The organism is Streptosporangium nanhuense (assembly GCF_059358815.1).
In genome coordinates this window covers 301,848-321,978 of the sequence record NZ_JCADBG010000006.1, presented here as the reverse complement: position 1 = coordinate 321,978, position 20,131 = coordinate 301,848, and the positions used below count along the sequence as shown (strand labels likewise).

The 20,131-nt window shown below is 70.4% G+C and carries 20 protein-coding genes and 1 pseudogene; 8 read left to right on the top strand and 13 right to left on the bottom strand.

Annotation, left to right across the window (positions count from 1 at the left end):
- Positions 1–330: 330 nt before the first annotated feature.
- Positions 331–522 (bottom strand): hypothetical protein, encoded by a 192-nt coding sequence (locus AC5L38_RS15060; protein ID WP_495243407.1) that lies wholly within the window; start codon positions 520–522, stop codon positions 331–333.
- A 44-nt stretch (positions 523–566) separates the two neighbouring features.
- Here AC5L38_RS15060 and AC5L38_RS15055 point away from each other — a divergent pair.
- Positions 567–782 (top strand): annotated as a pseudogene (locus tag AC5L38_RS15055) (Imm10 family immunity protein); the annotation flags it as partial.
- A 261-nt stretch (positions 783–1,043) separates the two neighbouring features.
- On the opposite strand, the gene AC5L38_RS15050 reads toward AC5L38_RS15055, so the two are convergent.
- Positions 1,044–1,934, bottom strand: a complete 891-nt coding sequence (locus AC5L38_RS15050; RefSeq protein ID WP_495243406.1) for a L,D-transpeptidase family protein — start codon at positions 1,932–1,934, stop codon at positions 1,044–1,046.
- Between the two features lie 41 nt (positions 1,935–1,975).
- Positions 1,976–3,121, bottom strand: a complete 1,146-nt coding sequence (locus tag AC5L38_RS15045; protein WP_495243405.1) for an FAD-dependent oxidoreductase — start codon at positions 3,119–3,121, stop codon at positions 1,976–1,978.
- Positions 3,122–3,741: 620 nt separating this feature from the next.
- On the opposite strand from AC5L38_RS15045, the gene AC5L38_RS15040 reads away from it, so the two are divergent.
- Complete coding sequence (locus tag AC5L38_RS15040) at positions 3,742–4,248, top strand: DinB family protein (protein ID WP_495243404.1); 507 nt, start codon at positions 3,742–3,744, stop codon at positions 4,246–4,248.
- A gap of 59 nt (positions 4,249–4,307) precedes the next feature.
- Here AC5L38_RS15040 and AC5L38_RS15035 read toward each other — a convergent pair whose 3' ends face one another.
- Together AC5L38_RS15035 and AC5L38_RS15030 are read right to left on the bottom strand one after the other, a co-directional pair.
- Positions 4,308–4,829 (bottom strand): MarR family winged helix-turn-helix transcriptional regulator, encoded by a 522-nt coding sequence (locus tag AC5L38_RS15035; RefSeq protein WP_495243403.1) that lies wholly within the window; start codon positions 4,827–4,829, stop codon positions 4,308–4,310.
- 102 nt (positions 4,830–4,931) lie between these two features.
- Positions 4,932–6,239, bottom strand: a complete 1,308-nt coding sequence (locus AC5L38_RS15030; RefSeq protein WP_495243402.1) for a M50 family metallopeptidase — start codon at positions 6,237–6,239, stop codon at positions 4,932–4,934.
- A gap of 242 nt (positions 6,240–6,481) precedes the next feature.
- Between AC5L38_RS15030 and AC5L38_RS15025 the strand changes: the two genes are divergently transcribed.
- Positions 6,482–7,087, top strand: a complete 606-nt coding sequence (locus tag AC5L38_RS15025) for a LuxR C-terminal-related transcriptional regulator (RefSeq protein ID WP_495243401.1) — start codon at positions 6,482–6,484, stop codon at positions 7,085–7,087.
- Positions 7,088–7,117: 30 nt separating this feature from the next.
- Here AC5L38_RS15025 and AC5L38_RS15020 read toward each other — a convergent pair whose 3' ends face one another.
- Positions 7,118–8,233 carry a PP2C family protein-serine/threonine phosphatase gene (locus AC5L38_RS15020; protein ID WP_495243400.1) on the bottom strand — a complete coding sequence of 372 codons (1,116 nt, stop codon included), beginning with the start codon at positions 8,231–8,233 and terminating at the stop codon, positions 7,118–7,120.
- A gap of 119 nt (positions 8,234–8,352) precedes the next feature.
- On the opposite strand from AC5L38_RS15020, the gene AC5L38_RS15015 reads away from it, so the two are divergent.
- Together AC5L38_RS15015 and AC5L38_RS15010 are read left to right on the top strand one after the other, a co-directional pair.
- Complete coding sequence (locus AC5L38_RS15015) at positions 8,353–9,582, top strand: GNAT family N-acetyltransferase (protein ID WP_495243399.1); 1,230 nt, start codon at positions 8,353–8,355, stop codon at positions 9,580–9,582.
- A gap of 53 nt (positions 9,583–9,635) precedes the next feature.
- Positions 9,636–9,833: a hypothetical protein gene (locus tag AC5L38_RS15010; RefSeq protein WP_495243398.1), complete on the top strand. Its 198-nt coding sequence runs from the start codon at positions 9,636–9,638 to the stop codon at positions 9,831–9,833.
- Between the two features lie 11 nt (positions 9,834–9,844).
- Here AC5L38_RS15010 and AC5L38_RS15005 read toward each other — a convergent pair whose 3' ends face one another.
- Positions 9,845–10,312, bottom strand: coding sequence for a ribose-5-phosphate isomerase (locus tag AC5L38_RS15005; RefSeq protein ID WP_495243397.1), 468 nt, complete (start codon positions 10,310–10,312; stop codon positions 9,845–9,847).
- A 99-nt stretch (positions 10,313–10,411) separates the two neighbouring features.
- On the opposite strand from AC5L38_RS15005, the gene def reads away from it, so the two are divergent.
- Positions 10,412–10,900 carry a peptide deformylase gene (def, locus tag AC5L38_RS15000; protein WP_495243396.1) on the top strand — a complete coding sequence of 163 codons (489 nt, stop codon included), beginning with the start codon at positions 10,412–10,414 and terminating at the stop codon, positions 10,898–10,900.
- A 30-nt stretch (positions 10,901–10,930) separates the two neighbouring features.
- On the opposite strand, the gene AC5L38_RS14995 is transcribed toward def, so the two are convergent.
- A complete protein-coding gene (locus tag AC5L38_RS14995) occupies positions 10,931–12,340 on the bottom strand; it encodes an aldehyde dehydrogenase family protein (RefSeq protein WP_495243395.1) in 1,410 nt (469 codons plus the stop codon).
- A 196-nt stretch (positions 12,341–12,536) separates the two neighbouring features.
- Positions 12,537–13,157 carry a mycothiol-dependent nitroreductase Rv2466c family protein gene (locus tag AC5L38_RS14990; RefSeq protein WP_495243394.1) on the bottom strand — a complete coding sequence of 207 codons (621 nt, stop codon included), beginning with the start codon at positions 13,155–13,157 and terminating at the stop codon, positions 12,537–12,539.
- Positions 13,158–13,377: 220 nt separating this feature from the next.
- Between AC5L38_RS14990 and pepN the strand changes: the two genes are divergently transcribed.
- Both pepN and AC5L38_RS14980 read left to right on the top strand, forming a co-directional pair.
- Positions 13,378–15,945 carry an aminopeptidase N gene (gene pepN, locus AC5L38_RS14985; RefSeq protein ID WP_495243393.1) on the top strand — a complete coding sequence of 856 codons (2,568 nt, stop codon included), beginning with the start codon at positions 13,378–13,380 and terminating at the stop codon, positions 15,943–15,945.
- A gap of 191 nt (positions 15,946–16,136) precedes the next feature.
- Entirely contained in the window at positions 16,137–17,099 is a 963-nt protein-coding gene (locus tag AC5L38_RS14980) for a hypothetical protein (RefSeq protein ID WP_495243392.1), read from the top strand.
- Between the two features lie 19 nt (positions 17,100–17,118).
- Here the strand turns inward: AC5L38_RS14980 and AC5L38_RS14975 are convergent, their stop codons facing one another.
- The 4 genes from AC5L38_RS14975 to AC5L38_RS14960 all read right to left on the bottom strand — a co-directional run bounded on the left by AC5L38_RS14975 (position 17,119) and on the right by AC5L38_RS14960 (position 19,967).
- Complete coding sequence (locus AC5L38_RS14975) at positions 17,119–17,715, bottom strand: Pycsar system effector family protein (protein WP_495243391.1); 597 nt, start codon at positions 17,713–17,715, stop codon at positions 17,119–17,121.
- A gap of 81 nt (positions 17,716–17,796) precedes the next feature.
- A complete protein-coding gene (locus AC5L38_RS14970; RefSeq protein ID WP_495243390.1) occupies positions 17,797–18,168 on the bottom strand; it encodes a TPM domain-containing protein in 372 nt (123 codons plus the stop codon).
- 39 nt (positions 18,169–18,207) lie between these two features.
- Positions 18,208–18,507, bottom strand: coding sequence for a hypothetical protein (locus tag AC5L38_RS14965; protein WP_495243389.1), 300 nt, complete (start codon positions 18,505–18,507; stop codon positions 18,208–18,210).
- A gap of 38 nt (positions 18,508–18,545) precedes the next feature.
- Positions 18,546–19,967, bottom strand: coding sequence for an amidase (locus AC5L38_RS14960; RefSeq protein WP_495243388.1), 1,422 nt, complete (start codon positions 19,965–19,967; stop codon positions 18,546–18,548).
- Positions 19,968–20,131: the final 164 nt, after the last annotated feature.

Genomic DNA, 20,131 nt, shown 5'->3' with positions numbered 1-20,131 from the left:
ACTTGGCGTCCTTGTAGGTCACCCAGAACTTTCCTGAAGCGGGTGTCTTTCAAATCGGCCGGCCGGGTCTAAAGGAGATTCCTGTGAGGGGGCGGATGACCGTTCGTCACGTCGCTCAGATCGTCCTCGGTGAGGTTGAGGGCGAAGGCGCTGCCCGCCTGTGAGGGATCCCAGCCGAGGTCAAGGGCTCTTCGTACGGTCGCCGCCACGAGAGCCGGCCGAGGTGGGGCGATGTGTTCGAGCGCACGCATGATCAGACGTAACCATCTGGGATGATGCCCAACGAACTCCTGTTCTCGTTCGCCCGATGGAAAAGGCCCGGTGAGCATGTCATCCGACCGCACCCATGAGCTCTGTGTCGAGATCGGGCGGACCGTGCAGGCCGGCGCTCCGGACGGATGGCAGGAGGTCGACGTCCTTCGCTGCCAGCTCGGCACCTTCGGCATAACCGCTGTCACCTATCGGATGGCGGACGGTTCCCAGCATGTTCGAGACGGCGAGGACCTCGGTGACCTTTTCCATCAGCTGAAAGCGGCCGAGTACAAGCCGGGTGAGAGGATCAGGCAGGCACCACCTACGGCGGCGTGACCCACTGCGGGATCGACTCCGGCCGCCTGACCTTCCACTTCACCGCGCAGGCCGCGAAGGAACTGAACGTGGAACCCGTCGTCCGGATCGATCTCCAGATCGACGACGACGGCGTCGAACTGCTCAGAAGCAGCCTCCGAGAGATCCTGCTGTCCGGCCGTCACGACCAGCACCCCCACGACATGCGTCTCTGATCGCCGGGCCGTTGCGTCGTCCGGTTCCTGATCTTGTCTCATACGTCTGCGAAGATCTTGAACTTCATTCACCTGAAGTGACGGAGTTTCACGACATGAGCGACGGGCGGCCTGCAAGCCCCGAGCGGCCCGGGGACTCGCGGCATGACACCCCCGCGCGGCGAGGGGTCGCCGGCATCGACGCACTCCTCGCGCGCGGGACGTCCGCTCCCGGGCGACCGGCGGCCGGACTCAAAGGGGCCCAAATGGTCTCAAAGGGGCTCAAAGCGCCTTCGGCCGGTCCGCGTCCCGTCCGGGGAGCCCGGGAGACTCCGGCGTCTCACGCTCAGGAGAGGTGACGCGCTCCGGAGACCTCGCGCGGTCGGGAGGCCGGGGAGCCTCCGGGCGGCGGACGTAGACCGGGGTTCCCGTCGGGGTCATGTCGTAGAGCGCCTTGGCGTTGTGGAGCGGGACCCGGATGCATCCGTGGGACGCGGGATGCCGTGGAACCCGTTCCGAGCCGTGGAAGCCGATGCCCTCGTTGAAATAGATGGTGTAGAACTGGTCGCCCAGCGGCCCGCTGGTCCATCCGGGCGTCCGGAACCAGGCGCGGAAGTCCCCGGTGGGCGTGACGGCGACCCCGCAGTTCCCCTTCTTGCAGTAGTGCTCGCCGTTGCCGGTCGAGATGTGGGAGACCAGCGCGGGCCTGCCGTCCCGCCACGCGGTGAGCAGCTGGCGGCGCAGGTCGATCTCCACCCTCGTGGGCTCCCCGTACGACACCAGCGGCCGCAGGCGCGCCGGACGGGAGAGCGCCCGCCAGGTCAGCGGGTCGATCTGGTCGGTGGGAGGCAGCCCGTTCGCCTTCTGGAAGGCCCACACGGCCGCGCGCATCGCGGGGCGGTACTCGTCGCCGACCTGTCCCGGCCCGAACCCCAGCCGGTCGAGACGCCGGTGGACCCCCTGGACCTGGTTCCCCCTGTCGCCGGGACGCAGGAGGGGAAACCGCGACACCGGGGCGGGCTCGGCGCGAGGCGCGGGAGGACGCTCATGAGGAACGGGCGTCCCGGAATGCCGCGACGACACGACACCGGTGTTCGCGACACCGAACGGCAGGCACCCGGTGAGCGCGAGGGCCGAGTTCGCGATCAGGAAGCACGTGATGGTTCTCCGCATTTTTGACGCCCATCCACTCTCTGGAGAAATCCGCTGGTCCACTAGAAGGAATACGAGTACTCGCGGTCCTCTGTCGCCGCCCGCACCAGGCCGACGGCCTCCTGGGCGCAACCCCAGGAAAAGCTGAATCCCGCTCCGCCGTGTGCGAAGTTGTAGACGACCTTTTCCTCGTCGTCCCACTCGAGGCAGACGTTCTCGTTCCGGAACGGCCGCAGCCCCACCCGTACCGGCTCGTCGGGATCCAGCCTTGCGTGTCGCAACGCGGGCATGAAGGCCAGGCACCGCTCGTACATCTCCCGTACGGGACCGTGGTTCTCCAGGTTGATTCCGGTATCCCACTCGTCCTTTTCCGCCAGCCCTCCGAGAACGAGAAGTTTCGGATTGCGCGGCACGATGAAGACGATGTCCTGCTCGCCCGCGTTCCGCTCGTCGTGGGAGACGCAGTGGGCCTCGCGGATCCGGCGCCCGCGCAGCCCGTCGTTGCGGACCCGCACCAGCGCGCCGCGCAGCGGGTACATGCCGATGCCGCGGAGCCCGGCGGTGCCGAGACCCGCGCAGCAGACGATCAGCTCGGCGTCGAAGCGGTCGAGGAGCTCGGACCTGCGCTCGGCCAGCAGCCCCTCGACCCGGTACCGCTCGACCCGCACACCGTGGATCTTGACCTGCCGCATCAGCCACGCCATGTACTGATCGGTGTCGATCATGGGCGCCATGTGCGAGTACGCGTCGACCACGCCGTAGTCGGGACTGATGCCGTTGCGCTCGGCGAGCGAGCGGTCGCGGACGAAGCCGCGCACCTTCCCCGCGAGCTCCCGCATCTTGTGGAGATCGTGCGGGCTCTCCTCGACGGGGTGCTTGAAATAGAAGTTGGACCTTCGCATGGCCACCCCGGGAACCTTGGCCCTGGCCAGCTTCTCGAACATGTCGTACGAGGTGAGGCACCAGTTCTTGGAACGAGCGAGGGAGATCTGGTCGTGGTGGTAACCGCACACCGCCGGCGGCCACTCCCACAGCGCGCCCGCGACGACCGAGACGATGTCGGGCGCGAATCTCTCCGCGACGACGGTGACGCGAAACCCTTCCCTGGCCAGGCACAGCGCAGTGGTCAACCCGCTTACCCCGGCCCCGACGACAAGTATCTTCTCTGAATTCGCGCGCACCTGGGAACGCCTTCTTTCCGGATCCATCCAGCTCGATCACTTTTCGGCGCGACCGACCGCGGGAGGCCGTCATGACGAACACCGAAACCCCTCCACAGTAAATCGGGGCACCGGAGAATCCCGGAACGGCGGCGAACACGACCTGGAAGAGGCCTTGCCGCGGGCCGTTGGGAAACCATTACCGACCGGGGAAACAGTCTCGATCGAACGAGGAAAAGCCGCACTCGACCTGAATCCTGCGATGACAAACCTTTGGCCGCGTGCCCGATTTTCATCACCAATCCACCGATCGACCCGGGCGAATATTGACACCTCCTTAGTCGAGCCCGGGTCGTCACGGCGGCCCGGCCGGGGTCGCGGCGGGCTGAATTGCCTACTTTGCTCTGTGGACTCGCCTATATGCCCCTGGTGGGATTGTTGAGGGCAGGTGGACGACCGAGTCTCACTTGTTGTAGAACGTGGCGACTGAACACCGAGTAGTACTGACATATACCGATGCGTACGCGCCCTCCGGCCCGCCGGTGACCAGGACGAGACTCGGGGCCTTCACGCGGGTCGTGGTCTCCCGTCGGCGGCTGACGGCGCGCCGGCCGATCAGCCGGAAAAGGGTATGACAGCGGCCTCGCGCGCCGACAGGATTGGACGCCATGACCGACACACGCGTTGACCCCGCCTTCGTCGCCGACGAGAGCGCCATGCTGCACTCCTGGCTCGACTGGCACCGGGAGACCCTGGCCGTGAAGTGTGCCGGGCTCTCGGACGAGCAGCTTCGCCTGCGTTCCGCCGAGCCGTCCACGCTCTCCCTGCTGGGTCTGGTCCGCCACATGGCCGAGGTGGAGCGCAACTGGTTCCGCAACATCCTCAACGGCGAGGGCGTCGCACCGTTCTACTACTCCGACGACGATCCCGACGGCGACTTCGACACCCTGGAGACCAGCACGACGGAGGAGGCGTTCGCCCGCTGGCGAGGCGAGGTCGAGCACGCGCGCGAGCTGTCCGCCGGGCTGCCCATGGACACCGTGGGGAAGACGCAGCGCCGCGACCAGGACGTCTCGCTCCGCTGGATCCTCGTCCACATGATCGAGGAGTACGCCCGGCACAACGGCCACGCCGACATCATCCGCCAGCGGATCGACGGGGTCACCGGCGAGTAGCGCCGACCGGCCCCGTGGGACACGCGCCCCGTGGAGGACCGGCCGCGACAACGGCCGGGTCAGCCCGGGGCCGAGGTCTCCACGATCGTCTCGGCGATCATCCGGTCGAGGTTGGCGAGGTTCGCCGGGCGGGCGATGGCGGCCTCGGCGAAACGGTCGAGAAGCCGGGCGAAGGCCTCGCGGTCCGGCTCGTCCCAGTCGGCCATCAGGCCGTCCAGGTAGGTGCGCCGGTGGCGGACCACCACCTCCAGCACGCGGCGGCCCCGCTCGCTCGGCACGAGCCGGGCCCGCCTGGCGTCCACGGCCGACTCCTCGCGCTCCACGAACCCCGCGCCGACCGCGTCGTTGACCAGCCTGCTGGCCGTGGAGGGATCGACGCCCAGCTGCTCGGCGACGGCGCCCACGGTCACCTCGGGCACGTCCAGGCCCAGCTTGTGCACGGCGTGCACGACCATCACGTTCGACATGTGCACCGGCGGCTGCGGCTCCCCGGCCCTGCGCGCGCGCAGCGGCCGCGACCAGATCCGGCGCAGCCGGAACAGGGCCACGTCGATCATCGCTCCAGGCGTTCCCTCGTTCACGGCGTCACCCTAACCTCTTCGGGCGGATACGCCGCGCCGACCGCCCCGGCCCCGGCACACACCGCGCGGGCCGAGGAGATCCGCCCGGGGAGGGGAAGACGGTCAGCCGGACAGGCGGACCGGGTTGACCAGGTCGGCGTACATCAGCAGGCCCGCCATGATGATCATCAGGAAGGCGATCGCGTAGGTGAGCGGAAGCGCCTTGGCGATGTCGACGTGGCCGGGCGTGGGGCGGCGGGCGACGCGGGCGAAGCCGCGCTTGAGACCCTCCCACAGGCCGCCCGCGACGTGGCCGCCGTCCAGGGGAAGCAGCGGGATCAGGTTGAACAGGCCGATCGCCAGGTTGAAGCCCGCCAGCAGGTTGATGAAGACGACGATCTTGTTTTCCAGCGGGATCGCGGCGGCGGCGATCTCACCGCCGATGCGGCTGACGCCGATGACACCGATCGGGCCGTTCCTGTCGCGCTCGTCCCCGGAGAAGGCGGCGTGCCAGACGCCCACCATCTTCTCGGGGAACCTGAGCAGCGAGGCGGCGGTGGCCGAGGTGAGATCCCCCATGTGCGCGGCCACGGCGCCGAAGCTCTGCTGCTCGATGACGATCTTCGGGCTCACCCCGAGGTATCCGACACCTTTTTCGATCTTGCCCGGCTCGTCCAGCGACTCGCGGTCCTGGGCGATGAGGCTGGCGTTGACGGTCAGGTCCTGACCGGCCCGCCTGACGCCGATCGCGATCGGGCCCGCGCCGTGGTCGCGGATGGCCCGCGTCGCGGCGTCCCAGCTCGCGGCGGGCCTGCCCGCCACGGACACGATGACGTCTCCCGGCCTCAGCCCCGCCTCGCTGGCCGGGCTGGGCTTGTCGGTCGCGGTGCACTCGGGGTTCTTGGCGTACTCGGCGGCGGTCTTCACGCACTGCGGGATCGAGGCGATCTCGGTCTTCTGCGTGGGAATGCCGAACCCCATGAGCACGACGCCGAACAGGATGAACGCCAGCACGAAGTTCATCGCCGGGCCGCCGGACATGATGATGACCTTCTGCCACCAGGGCTTGCGGTAGAACACCCGGTCCTCGTCGCCCGGCCGCACGTCCTCCAGGGCCACGTCGCGGGCGTTCTCGATCAGGCCCTGCCAGGGGCCCGTGGAGACCGAGCGCACCTTGCCGGGGGCGTCGGTGGGCCGGGGCGGCAGCATGCCGATCATGCGGATGTAGCCGCCGAGCGGGAGCCACTTGATGCCGTACTCGGTGTCGCCCTTGCGGCGCGACCACATCGTCGGGCCGAACCCGACCATGTACTGGGTGACCTTGACACCGAACAACTTGGCCGGCACCAGGTGGCCGATCTCGTGCAGCCCGATCGACACCATCAGTCCCACGAGAAAGACGATGACCCCGACCACGGAGAGCCAGCTCACAGGTTCATACCCCCATCGCGGTTTCACCGACAATGCCCCATAAGAGGTTAGCCCAAGTATCCGGCCCGCACGCCGCCGTGGAGAAGCCGAGGAGAAGCCGTGGAGAAGCGGCGTTCCCGGCCGCTCCCTCGATCGGGCCGTTCCCGGCCCTTTGCCGATTGGACGCACTCCGTTGACATTCAGCGATCGCACGAACACCCTTTGATGAAGGTGAGGGTGAGGGCGCGAGAGATAGGAGCGTTTTGATCGGGATCCTGGTTGCCGAACATCTTCCCCTGGTCCGTCGCGGGCTGGTGGCGACGCTGGAGAACGAGGCCGACATGAAGGTGGTGGCCGACGTGGCCGACGGGGAGCACGTGCTCCCCGCCGTCCTGCGGCACGCGCCGGAGACGGCGGTCATCGGTCTCGACCTGCCGGACGTCTGCGGTTTCACCACCGCGCTCCGACTGCACGAGGAGGCTCCCGGCTGCGGGGTCCTCCTGCTGTCGCGCGACCCCAGCCCCGGCCAGGTCCGCCGGGCCTTCGCCGCCCACGCCCTCGGGTTCATGGGCCTGGAGGTCGCTCCCGAGCGGCTGGCCGACGGCGTCCGCCAGGTGGCGGCCGGACGGCGCGCGGTCGACTCCGAGCTCGCGGTGGCGGCCCTGCGGGCGGTGGAGAACCCCCTGACCCGCAGGGAGCTCGACGTGCTCCGGCTGGTCGCGCAGGGGGCCAAGTCCAGCGAGATCGCCGACCAGCTGTTCCTCTCCGTGGGAACGGTCCGCAACCACCTGTCGCGGATCATGTGCAAGACCCAGGCGCGCAACCGTCTCGACGCCGTACGCATCGCCGGAGACTCCGGCTGGCTCTGAACCCCGCCCGGTTCCCCGGGACAACGGGTCTCAGGGGCGCCAGATGAGGATGAGGGCGCAGTCGTCGTTGTGGCCCGACGACATGGAGGCGACCAGGTTGCGGGCGCCGTCACGGAACCCCGAGGGCATCAGGCGCTCGGCCTCTCCCAGCAGGCGGTCGAGGCCGGCGTCGATGTCGCGCCCCGGCTGCTCGATCAGGCCGTCGGTGTAGAGCATGAGCGCGTCGCCCTTGCGCAGCATCCCCTGGTCGGCCTCGCAGTGCAGGTCGGGCACGACGCCGAGGACGACCCCCTTGGCCGGGGAGACCCGCCACGTGCCGGTGCCCGACTCGAACTTGACCACCGGGGGGTGACCGGCCGAGGTGATGACGTACTCGCCCGTCACGAGGTTGAGGCGCAGATGGACCGCCGTGACGAAGCCCTCGGCCTCGCGCTGGCGGTGCAGGTAGGTGTTGCAGGCGGGCAGGAAGTCGGCGACCGAGCCGAGCAGCCCGCCGAAGGTGCCCGACAGCAGCAGCGCCCGGGTGCCCGCGTCGACGCCCTTGCCCGACACGTCGACCAGAGCGAGGTCCAGCGTGTCGCCCTCGCGCATGGAGACCAGGAAGTCGCCGCCGAAGGAGGAGCCCCCGGCCTGCTTGAGGACCACCTTGGAGCCCCACTCCTTGGGCAGCGGGGGCAGGTCGCTCTGGCTCTTGAGACGGTCGCGCAACTCCAGCAGCATCGCGTCGCCGCGCAGGCCCTGCACGCCGAGCTTGCCCCGGGTGCGGGCCATCAGCGCGGCCAGCACCGCGGTGAAGCCGAAGGTGACCAGCAGGCCGGGACCGATGTGTCCCACCCCGCGCACCACCGCCACGTAGATCAGGGAGATCGTGACCGCGCACAGCAGCTTGGCGAGGCTGTTCAGCCTGAGCTGGAGTCCCGCCACGAGGGTGATCGGGATCATGAGCGCCGGGGAGAACCACTCCATGGACACCCTGGCGGCCAGCCCGCCGATCAGCAGGGTCAGCAGGGTCAGGGTGATGAGCAGGTTTCGGTCGCGCGCCAGGGGGCCGCGCCGCAGGAAGCGCACGACGGGGACGAGAAGGGGGACGCGGACCAGGAACGCGCGGAGCGCCGGAGGGAGCAGCGGCACCGGACGGGAACTCATGATGCGCTCGACTGTATCTGGCTGTCCCCCCTTTGGGCAGCCCACTTGACCAACGCCTTGATCATTAAGCAGGGATATTAGATGGCCGGAGCCGTTTGTCCCCTACTACCGTTTGGAAGATGACTCTCAGCCTACGTCCCATCAGCGAATCCGAATGGTCCGCTTGGATCACCGTGGACGAGGAGGCGTTCGGCGCCGCCATACCGGAACACCGGCAGGAGACCTACAGGCGCAACACCGAGTTCGACCGTACGCTCGGCGTGTTCGACGGCGATCTGCTGGTGGGCACCACCGCCGTGCACAGCTTCAGCATGACCGTGCCCGGCGGGCCGATCCCGGTCGGCGGCGTCACGGCGGTCAGCGTGCTGCCCTCGCACCGCCGCCGGGGCATCCTCACCTCGCTGATGACCCGCCAGCTGTCCGACCTGCGCGAGCGGGGCGAGGCCGTCGCCGCGCTCTACGCGGCCGAGGCCGCGATCTACGGCCGTTACGGCTACGGCAGGGCCGCCGACTGCATGCCCTTCCGGATCCCCACCGCGAGGGCGGCCTTCACCCGGCACGCCCCGGCCGATCCCGCCCTGCGGCTGCGCGTCGTCAGGCCCGCGGAGGCCAGGTCAGCCTTCGAGAAGATCTACGAGTCGGCGTTCGAGGAGCGTCCGGGGCTGTACGCCCGCACGCCCGGCCGCTGGGACACGGTGCTGACCGACCAGGACTCCGACCAGGGCGGCGCCGGTCCGCTGCGCGCCGTGGTCGCCGAGGACGACGGCGGCCCGCGCGGCTACGCGCTCTTCCGGATCAAGGCCGCCTTCGACGACCACGACCTTCCCGCCGGCGAGCTGCGGCTCAAGGAGCTGTTCGGCCTCGACCCCGCCGCCTACGCGCTGCTCTGGCGGCACGTCCTGGACCGCGACCTGGTCTCGCACGTCGTCACCCAGGCCCGGCCCTCGGACGACCCGCTGATCCACCTGCTGGCCGAGCCGCGCGTGCTCCACGCGCTCTGGCAGGACGACCTCTGGATCCGCGTCGTGGACGTCGAGCGGGCCCTTCCGGCCCGCAGCTACAGCGCGCCGGTGGACGTGGTGATCGAGGTCGAGGACACCGTGTGCCCGTGGAACGCGCGCCGCTGGCGGCTGACGGCCGACACCTCCGGCGCCCGCTGCGCGCCCTGCGACGACCCCGCCGACCTGACCATGCCCGTCGCCGTGCTGGGCGCCGCCTACCTGGGCGGGCGACCGCTGGCGGCGCTGCTGGCCGCGGGGGTGGTGCGCGAGTCGCGTGCGGGGGCCCTGCGGGAGCTGTCCACCGCCATGTCGTGGGACCCCGCCCCCTGGGCCGGCCTGGTCTTCTGACGGCCCCGTCCATCGAGAGCCGCACAGGACCGGAGCGGGTTATCGTGGCGGGCATGGCACTGCAGAGCTTGCAGATCAACGCGATCACCGCGATGCGGGCGCGAGACGTCTCACGCCCGTCGCGGGAGCAGCAGGAGGCCGCGGACCGCCGCCCCCTGCGTGACGAGACGCCTCGCAAGGAGCCGGCGCGCAACGGGGCCCGCAAGGAGCCGCCGCGCGGGGAGTCTCCGCCCCGCGACCGCCACCGGTAGGGGGCCGGGGGCTACGGCAGCGGCGGGAGCTGGCCGATGGTCTCGTACGAGTCGAGCTGCGCGATCCTGCGGTTGTGCCGCTCGGCCCCGGAGTAGGAGGTGCCGAGGAAGGTCTCGACGAACCGGATCGCCTCCTCCGGCTCGTGCATCCGCGAGCCGAGGCTGACGACGTTGGCGTTGTTGTGCTCGCGGGCGAGCCTGGCGGTCTCCTCGCTCCAGGCCAGGGCGGCGCGGACCCCGCGCACCTTGTTGGCCGCGATCTGCTCGCCGTTGCCCGAACCGCCGATGACGACGCCCAGGCTGCCCGGGTCACCCACGACGCCCTCGGCCGCGCGCAGCACGAAGGGCGGGTAGTCGTCCTCCGCGTCGTAGACGAAGGGACCGCAGTCCTCGACCTCGTGGCCGTGCTCCTTCAGCCAGGAGACGACGTGGTTCTTGAGCTCATAGCCGGCATGGTCGGCACCGATGTAGACGCGCACCCGCACAGTTTCGCAGGTGTACGCGGGCGGCTCCACCCGGCCCCCGGCTAGAGTAATAGCCGTAATGCTCATGGAACCCTTACAAGAGAGATCCCCCACATGCGTGACATCCGAGTGGTCGGTGACCCTGTCCTGCGCACCCCCGCCGAGCCGATCATCGACTTCGACCGCGACCTGCGGCGCATGATCGACGAGATGTTCGACGTGATGTACGCCGCGCAGGGCGTGGGCCTGGCCGGCCCGCAGATCGGCGTGTCGAAGCGGATCTTCGTCTACGACTGCAGCAACCGCAAGGGCCACGTGATCAACCCCGAGCTGACCGTGGACGACGACACCGAGGTCCTCGACGAGGAGGGCTGCCTGTCCGTCCCCGACCGCGGGACCGGCACCCCCATCTACGCCAGGACGCCCCGGGCCGCGGGGGTCACCGTGAGCGGCCTGGACCGGCTGGGGCGGCCGATCCGGATCAGGGCCCGGGGCATGCTGGCGCGCTGCTTCCAGCACGAGACCGACCACCTCGACGGCAGGCTGTACGTCGACAGGCTGGCCAGGGAGGCCGCGAGGAAGGTCCTGCTCCAGGCCCCCTGACCCCGGAGCCGGACGGCCCCGATCACCGGGTCAGAGCTGGACGGCCTTGATCTCCAGATACTCCTCGAGCCCGAACTCGCCCAGCTCGCGGCCCAGGCCCGACTGCTTGTAGCCGCCGAAGGGCGCCCGCGGGTTGAACCGGCCGCCGTTGACCGACACCTGGCCGGTGCGCAGCCGCCGGGCGACCTCGACCGCGCGCTGCTCGCTGCCCGCCCACACCGCGCCCGCCAGGCCGTACGGCGTGCCGTTGGCGATGGTGACCGCCTCGTCCTCGCCCCTGAGGTAGGGGATGATCGTGAGGACCGGGCCGAAGATCTCCTCCTGCTCGATCACCATCCCCGGCTCCACCCCGGCGAACACCGTGGGCTCGACGTAGAAGCCGCGCGACAGGGGCCGGTCGGTGCCTCCGGCGACCAGCCGGGCGCCTTCCTCCTGGCCCCGGTTGATGTAGCGGACGACCCGGTCACGCTGGGCCGCGGACACGAGCGGGCCGAGCCTGGTCGCCTCGTCGAAGGGGTCGCCGACGACGTACCTGCCCGCGGCCTCGACGGCGAGACGGACCGCCTCGTCGTACCGGTCGCGATGGACGATCATGCGGGTCCATGCCGAACAGGTCTGGCCGGAGTTGACGAAGGCGTTGGCCACCGTCGCCTTGACGGCCGCCCCCAGGTCGGCGTCCGGCAGGACCAGGCTGGCGGACTTGCCGCCGAGTTCCAGGGCCACCCGCTTGATCGACTCGGCCGCGAGCGCGGCCACCCGGCGCCCGGCCCGGGTCGAGCCGGTGAACGACACCATGTCCACCCCGGGATGGGCGGCCAGGGCCTCGCCCACCACCGGGCCGTACCCGCTGACCACGTTGAGGACCCCGGCGGGCAGGCCGACCTCGTCGAAGATCCCGGCGAGCGCGAAGGCCGCCAGCGGCGCCACCTCGCTGGGCTTCAGCACCACCGTGCAGCCCGCGGCGAGCGCGGCGCCCACCTTGCAGACGACCTGGTGGAGCGGGTAGTTCCAGGGGGTGATGGCGGCGACCACCCCGACCGGCTCCCTGAAGACGCGGGAGTTGCCGACCTGCCCGCCCTCGAAGTCGTAGGTCTCGGCCAGCTGGGCGTAGGAGGCCAGCACCCCGGCCGGCATCAGCGTCTGCACCCTCATCGCCAGGCCGTACGGGGCGCCCATGTCCGTGGAGATGATCCTGGCTATCTGGTCGGAGCGTTCTCGTATCAGGTCCGCGGCCGCGGCGAGGATCCTGCCCCGCTCGGCGGGGGCCGTCGCCGACCAGGAGGGGAAGGCCGCGCGCGCGGCGGCCACGGCGGCGTCGACGTCGGCGGGCGACCCCGCGGGGACCCGGTCGATCAGCTCCTCGGTCGCGGGATTGATCACGTCGATGCTCTCGGCCGACGCGGACGACTGCCAGGCTCCGTTCAGATAAAGGTGGCGCATCCCCTCATCCTTGCGTGCGTGCCGTCGTTGCGCGAGGGCGAGCCGGGCGCGGCTCCCGTACGACGGTGATCGTTGTACGGGAGCACAGCGGGGCCACGCGGGCGGGTGGGGCGGGACCGGACCCGCCGTCCGCTCCCGGGCCGGCCCCGGCCGCGGTCGCGCGCGGCGGACGGGAACGGCGGCGGGAGGACACGGATCAGTCGAAGATCGGCTGGCGGGTCCTGGAGCGCTTGAGCTCGAAGAACCCGTCGGTGCCCGCCACCAGGCGCACGCCGTCCCAGAGCTTGCCGGCCTCCTCGCCCTTGGGGGCGGGCGAGATGACCGGGCCGAAGAAGGCGACGTCCCCGATGGAGATCACCGGGGTGCCGACCTCCTGGCCGACCCGGTCGATGCCGTCGTTGTGCGAGGCGCGCACCGCTTCGTCGAACTCCGTCGAGTCCATCGCGTCGGCGAACGCGCGGTCCAGCCCGGCGGCCTCCAGGGCCTCCTGGACGGTCTCGCGGAGCGTGTCGAGCTCCTTGAGCCTGCCCTGGTTGTGGAAACGGGTGCCAAGCTCGGTGTAGAGGCGGCCGACCGTCTCGGAGTCGTACTTCTCCTGCACGGCCGCGACCACCCGGACCGGCCCGATGGCCTCGGCGATCATCTCGCGGTAGGCGTCGGGGACGTCCTTGTCCTCGTTCAGCACGTTGAGGCTCATGATGTGCCAGCGCGGCTCGATCGACCGCACCTTCTCCACCTCCAGCAACCAGCGAGAGGTCATCCACGCGAACGGGCAGAAGGGGTCGAACCAGAGATCCACAGGGGTGCGCTCAGTCATTTTCTCCGGCTTCCTGGTCGTGAGGCTTGTTCGGTAGCGACAACCCGGACGACGGAGTCCCCTATTCCACAGGCTTATTAATACCTTGACATGCCTCTTTATTCTCAAATCCGGGTATCGGTCTGCAGGCTGACGCGAAGCGGCGGTCCGCGCCCTTACGTGGCAGGATTCAGTCACCCCTTAGCAATGGAGCGGGGGAAGTTGTGAAGAGGGAGCGGTAGTGGCAGGCAATCTGACCCGTGACGAGGCGCGCGAGCGCGCACGGCTGCTCAGCGTGCAGTCCTATGCGGTGGAGCTCGACCTGACCGAGGGTGAGGAGCGCTTCGAGAGCGTCACCACGGTCCGCTTCACCAGCACCCGGCCGGGTGCGGAGACGTTCGTCGATCTGGCCGGCGCCAAGGTGCGCAAGGCCGTCCTCAACGGCGTCGAACTGGACGTGAGCGGCTACGACCCGGAGACCGGGCGGCTGCCGCTGCCGGGCCTGGCCGAGACCAACGAGCTGCGGGTGGACGCCGACTGCTCCTACAGCCGCACCGGCGAGGGCCTGCACCGCTTCGTCGATCCGGTCGACAAGAGCGTCTACCTGCACAGCCAGTTCGAGACGGCCGACGCGCACCGGATGTACGCGTGCTTCGACCAGCCCGACCTCAAGGCCTCCTTCGAGCTGACCGTGCTCGCGCCCTCCCACTGGGAGGTCATCTCCAACGCGGCGCCCGACGCCTCCGAGGAGCTGGAAGAGCACCGGGGCAGGCACGGGGCCCTCCAGGCGGCCAGGCGCTGGCACTTCCCGCCCTCCCCGGTGATGTCGACCTACATCACCGCGCTGTGCGCCGGGCCGTACCACAAGGTGACCTCCGAGCACGACGGCATCCCGCTGGGCCTGTACTGCCGGGCCTCGCTGGCCGAGCACCTCGACGCCGACAACCTCTTCGAGGTGACCAGGCAGGGCTTCGACTTCTTCCACCAGATCTTCGGCGTCCGCTACCCGTTCGGGAAGTACGACCAGCTCTTCGTGCCCGAGTTCAACGCCGGGGCGATGGAGAACGCGGGCTGCGTGACCTTCCTGGAGGACTACGTCTTCCGCTCGCGCGTCACGGACGCGGTGATCGAGCGCCGCGCCGAGACGATCCTGCACGAGATGGCGCACATGTGGTTCGGCGACCTGGTCACCATGCGCTGGTGGGACGACCTGTGGCTGAACGAGTCGTTCGCCACCTACGCCTCGGTGCTCTGCCAGGCCGAGGCCACCCGCTGGGGCCAGGGCGCCTGGACGACCTTCGCCAACGTCGAGAAGGCCTGGGCCTACCGCCAGGACCAGCTGCCCTCCACCCACCCGATCGCCGCCGACATCGTCGACATGCACGCGGTCGAGGTCAACTTCGACGGGATCACCTACGCCAAGGGCGCCTCGGTCCTCAAGCAGCTCGTCGCCTACGTGGGGCTGGACAACTTCCTGGCCGGGGTCCGCGACTACTTCAACGAGCACGCCTGGGGCAACACCACGCTCGCGGACCTGCTCGGCGCGCTGGAGCGCACCTCGGGGCGCGACCTGTCCTCCTGGTCGAAGGAGTGGCTGGAGACCTCCTGGGTCAACACGCTGCGCCCGTCGTTCACCGTCGACCCCGAGGGCCGTTTCCTGGAGTTCGACGTGCTCCAGGAGGCCCCGGCCGACTACCCGACGCTGCGCTCGCACCGCGTCGCCATCGGCCTGTACTCCCTGCGGGACGGCGAGCTGGTCCGCGTCAAGCGGGTCGAGCTGGACGTCGTCGGCGCGCGCACCCCGGTGGCCGAGCTGGTCGGCGAGGTCCAGCCGGACCTGGTCCTGATCAACGACGACGACCTGACGTACGCCAAGGTCAGGCTCGACGAGCGGTCGCTGCGGACCGTCACCGAGGGCGGCATCGCCAGGTTCACCGAGTCCCTGCCCCGCGCGCTGTGCTGGTCGGCCGCCTGGGACATGACCCGTGACGCCGAGATGACCACCCGCGACTACCTCACCCTGGTCGTCTCCAACATCGAGTCGGTCGCGGACATCACGGTCGCCCAGACCGTGCTCCGCCAGGCCCGGCTGGCCGTCCAGCAGTACGCCGACCCCGCCTGGCGCCCCCAGGGCCTGGCCCGGCTGGCCTCCGCGCTGCGCGGCCTGGTCGGCGCCGCCGAGCCCGGCTCCGACCACCAGCTCGCCTACCTGAACGCGCTGTCGGCCGTGGCCACCTCCACCGAGGACCTGGCGTTCCTGAAGGGGCTGCTGGACGGCGAGACGGTCCTTGCGGGCCTCACCGTCGACGCCGACCTGCGCTGGACGCTGACCGGGGCCCTGGTCTCCGGCGGCCTGCTCGGCGAGGAGGACATCGCCCAGGAGCTGCTGCGCGACGCCACCGCGACGGGCGAGCGCTCGGCCGCCCTCTGCCGCGCCGGGATCCCCACGGTCCAGGGCAAGGCGAACGCCTGGGCCGCGATGACCGAGGGCAAGCTGAGCGGCGCGCTGCTCCGCTCGACGATCGCCGGTTTCATGGACCCGCGCCACCCGGAGCTGCTGGAGCCGTACGGGGCGAGGTACTTCGAGGAGATCAGCGAGATCTGGGCGTCCTGGAGCTCTGACAGCGCCCAGAACTTCGCGAACGGCTGCTACCCGGCGCTGAACATCTCCCCGGAGACGGTCGCCAAGACCCAGGACCTCATCTCGTCCACCCAGCCGCCGCACGCCCTCAAGCGCCTGCTGCTCGAAGGCGCCGACAGCATCGCCCGCGCCCTGCGCAACCAGGCCAGGGACGCCTCGGCGTCCTGAGCCCGGCTCGCCCCGCGAAGCCGCCCCCGGCGATCAGGCCGGGCCGGTTTCGCGGGGTGCCCCCGGGCGAAGCCTTGAGTGGTTTCCGGCAAACACTGGTAGAAATAGTCGTCAAGCGTGGGAAGCACCTCACGTGTTGTCTTTGCATAGACAACAGTTCTGTCGTTCATGGGTCGTGAGAGGGTAATCACGTGGAAACGGCACGTGACCTGCTCGTCTCCCTGGCTCGCAGATACGCCTTCGGTGACGTCGGGGCCCTGGCCTCGGGCGTCGTGGAGGACGCGGGCAACATCGAGGCGGCCTGCGAGTTCGGCCAGCGGCTGATGTCGCTCGACGCGGAGGACTTCGCCGCCGAGGCGCGGGCCGTGCCGAGCGACCTGCGGCGGCGGGCCCGGGCCTGCACGATGCCGCAGACGCCCCGCGAGCAGCCTCGCGGCGCGCTGGAGTCGCTGCGGCCCGCGTACGGGCTGCTGCTGGAGGTCATCGCGGTCAGGTGGCACCGGCGCGAGCTGAGCCCCATGGTCGCCGCCGTCCACATCGCCAGCGAGTATCTCCCGCTGCTCGCCTTCGAACCGGTGCTCGGCAGCGCCGGGGACCCGGCGCGCTGGCCGGAGGGCCTCACCGCGCCGGGCAGCAGGTTCGGGGTGATCGGCGACCGCGACTGCGACCACACGCGGGCCGAGCAGTCGGCCGTGAACCGGACCCTGCGGGTGGCCGGGGAGCCGGCCGAGGGGTGGCGCGCCTACTTCGACCGCCAGCACAGCCAGGTGGCCGGGGCGCTGGCCACCTGTGTCGCCGACTGCCGCAACCCCTGCACCGCGATGGACTGGGTGGAGCCGGAGCGCCGCGAGGACCTCGCGCTGCGCTCCCGGGTGGCCCTGGCCTTCGCCGAGACCCCGCTGGTGCGGTTGCGCCACGCGGCCCCGGTGGGCCACGGGTTCGGCGTGCCCTCTCCCGAGGAGGTCACCGAGGCGTGGGAGCGCAGCCGGACCGTGCTGGCCAAGAACGGCGTGGGCGGCGAGGCGTCCGACGACGACGGCTTCCCGCTGCCGGGGCTGCCCTCCCTGTTCTCCGCCGTCGCGGGCGCCCAGGTGACGCCCTCGACGCTGCTGGCGGACATCAGCACGTACCTGGTGAAGCTTCTCCAGCCCTGAGCCCCCGGCTCGGGGCGGCTCAGAGCGAGCGGTCGATGAGCACCGACAGCCCGCAGCAGACCACGGAGAACGTCATGAGCAGGACGCTCCGGCGGATGTAGCGCTGTTTGGCGTCCCCGACGGAGTTGAGTCTCCTGATCTCCAGGACGGCCAGGTCGACCCTGGCCTCGGCGTCGCGGCCGGCCGCGCCGGGTTCCGGCCGGTACCCCAGGCGGGGGTCCGGCGCCGGCGGGGTGTCGTCGGCGAACCCCCCGGGGTAGAAGCGGCGCCGCTCCAGCGCCCTGCCCGCGAGCCCGGCGGTACGGCGGTAGAGGGCCGCGGCGAGGACGAGGAGCCCCATCAGCCAGAAGAACATGCTCGTCCACCAGAGCCACTCGGCCCTGCTGGACAGCCGGCCGGGGCTCCAGTGGCCGTTCAGCAGCCCGACGACCGCGGCGACGGCGGCGGCCCCCGTCGTGAACAGCAGGATGGCCGCCGTCTCGTTCTCCTTGCGGACCCTCCCGCGGGCGTCCGCGAGCGTCGCCTGGACGTAGTCGAGGATCTTGACGGGCTCCCGCTCCGCCGCGCACCTCCCGCGAGAGCGACCCGGCAGCGCGTCCCACATGATCCTCAGCACGAGCCGATTATCCTGGTAAATCATCTTCTTTCCGCACGAGCGGATCGCCCTGAAGATCATTGAACCGGCGGGATCGCGGCGTCACCCGTGCCGCGACGCCTGGTCCGCGAGCATCAGGACCCCGGTGACCAGCCCTCCCACCAGGTCGCCCAGGCCCAGCACCGCGGCCATCGACGTCGCGGCCACCCGGCACTCGGCGTCGGGCAGCGACCGCCTGGCCAGCGGACCCGTGACGATCTCCAGCCCCCTCCCCCGCTGGTCCACGAAGACGAGCACACCCCTGTCGGCGTCGGCGCCCAGCCCGGCGTGCAGCCGCTCGGAGAAGTGGCGGCGCGGCCCGATCGCCGGCCCGAGGTAGGCGGCGAAGCGCAGTCCCGTACTCCGTTCCGCGGCGCGCAGGGCACCGCGGACGTCGTCCCCCTGTGTCGAGGTCAGAGTGAGCATCTGCGCCACCTCACCTTCACCGGTCCGGTGATCCACCGGCCGGCCGGTTCACCAGGCCGCCGACGCCCCGCCGACATGCCGTCCGGGCTCGGAGGTCTCCGCCAGCGCGACCCAGTCGACCTCCGGCGCCGGAGGCCCGGTGGGTCGCCGCTCGGTCAGCACGAGAACCGCGTCGGTGATCCCCCGCTCGCTGCCGGACGGGCCTCCCAGCCAGACCGCACCCGCCGAGGTGCCTCTCGCGGCCCTGTCTCGCATCCTGCCCGGCATCGTCACGAGCAGGGCGATGAGCAGGAACAGGCCGCCTGAGACTCCGACGAGGAAGCCGAAGACCTCGATCGCGCTGTCCACACCTCAAAAGTAACCCGGCGCCGATCTCCCGTCGAGAGCTACCAGACGGTCGGCCTGCGCTCGCCCCAGAAACCCCCTACTGCGGCCTCGACCTGCGACGACACGGAGATCAGCGTGCCCTCGTCACCGAACCTCCCGGCCAGCATCACCCCGATCGGCAGGCCCTCGGCGCTCCAGTGCAGCGGGAGGTTGACCGCGGGCTGGCCGCTGACGTTGTAGACGGCGGGGAAGGCGGCGAACCTCTTCATCCGCTCGAAGGTCTCCTCGGGGTCGTCGACGTCCTCGAACCAGCCCACCGGCCGGGGCCGCTGCGTCAGGGTCGGGGTGAGCACGGCGTCGTACGGGTCGGTCGCCCGCAGGCCCGTCCGGGTGGCGAGCTGCAGCGCCGACTGGGCCTGCAGGAAGTCGGGGGCGGGCGTGGCGAAGCCGCGCTCGCGCAGCCAGGCGGTCAGCGGCCTGAGCCTGTCCTGCCTGGTCAGGTCGACCGGGTGCATGCAGGAGAAGGCGTACCAGAGCGTCACGAAGCGCGGCACCAGCTCGGGCCCGAACGGCGGGGCGATGTCGACCACCTCGTGCCCGAGCGCCGCCAGCTCCGCCGAGGCGTGCTCGTAGGCGGCGAGCACCTCGGGGTCCAGCACGGCGCCGGGGACCAGCGGCTCGGCGTAGCGGGCGATCCGCAGGCGCCCGGGGTCGCGGCCCGCGTACGCCCCGAAGGAGCCGAGCTCGGGCGGCGGCGCGTGGTAGAGATCACCGGGGTTGTGGTGGGCCATCACGTCGAGCAGCGCGGCGGCGTCGGCGACGGTCCTGGTGATCGGGCCGTTGGTCGACATGCCCGCCAGGTCGGGGACGATCGGCGCGAAGCTGATCCTGCCCCGGGAGGGCTTGATCCCGAACAGCCCGCAGGCCGAGGCGGGGATGCGGATCGACCCGGCGCCGTCGCTGCCCTGCGCGGCGGGGGCCAGGCCCGCGGCCACCGCCGCCGCCGCGCCGCCGCTGGACCCTCCCGCCGACCGGGAGAGGTCCCACGGGGTACGGCTGGGCGGGGAGACGGAGGTCTCGGTGTAGCACGGCAGCCCGAACTCCGGGGTCGCCGTCTTGCCGAGCATGATCGTCCCGGCGTCCCTGAGGCGCTCGACCAGGCTGTCGTCCACCGGCGCGACGAAGTCCTCGTAGGTGGCCGAGCCGAAGCGGATCGGCACGCCCTTGACGAGGTTGAGGTCCTTGATCGGGATCGGCACCCCGGCCAGGGCCGAGAAGTCCTCCCCCGCGAGCACCCGGGCCTCGACCTTGTGGGCCTGCTCCAGGGCGAGCTCGGGGGTCACCGTCACGTAGGCGCCGACCTCGGGGTCCAGGCGGGCGATCCGGTCGAGGTAGTGCTCGGTGATCTCTACGGGTGAGATCTCCCTGCGCCGCACGGCCGCCGCCTGCTCCAGGGCACTAAGATCGTGAATGTGGGTCACGCCCCGCAGATTAGGCGCAGCGGCCAGGGTTATCCATGGCAAAAAGCCCTAAGGTACCCGGTTCATAGCAGTGCCAAGCGGGTGACGGCGGTCACAAAAGTATGAGATACGCAATACTAGGCACCCCCGAGGACGTCAGCTACCGTGAGTTACGTGGATTCCGG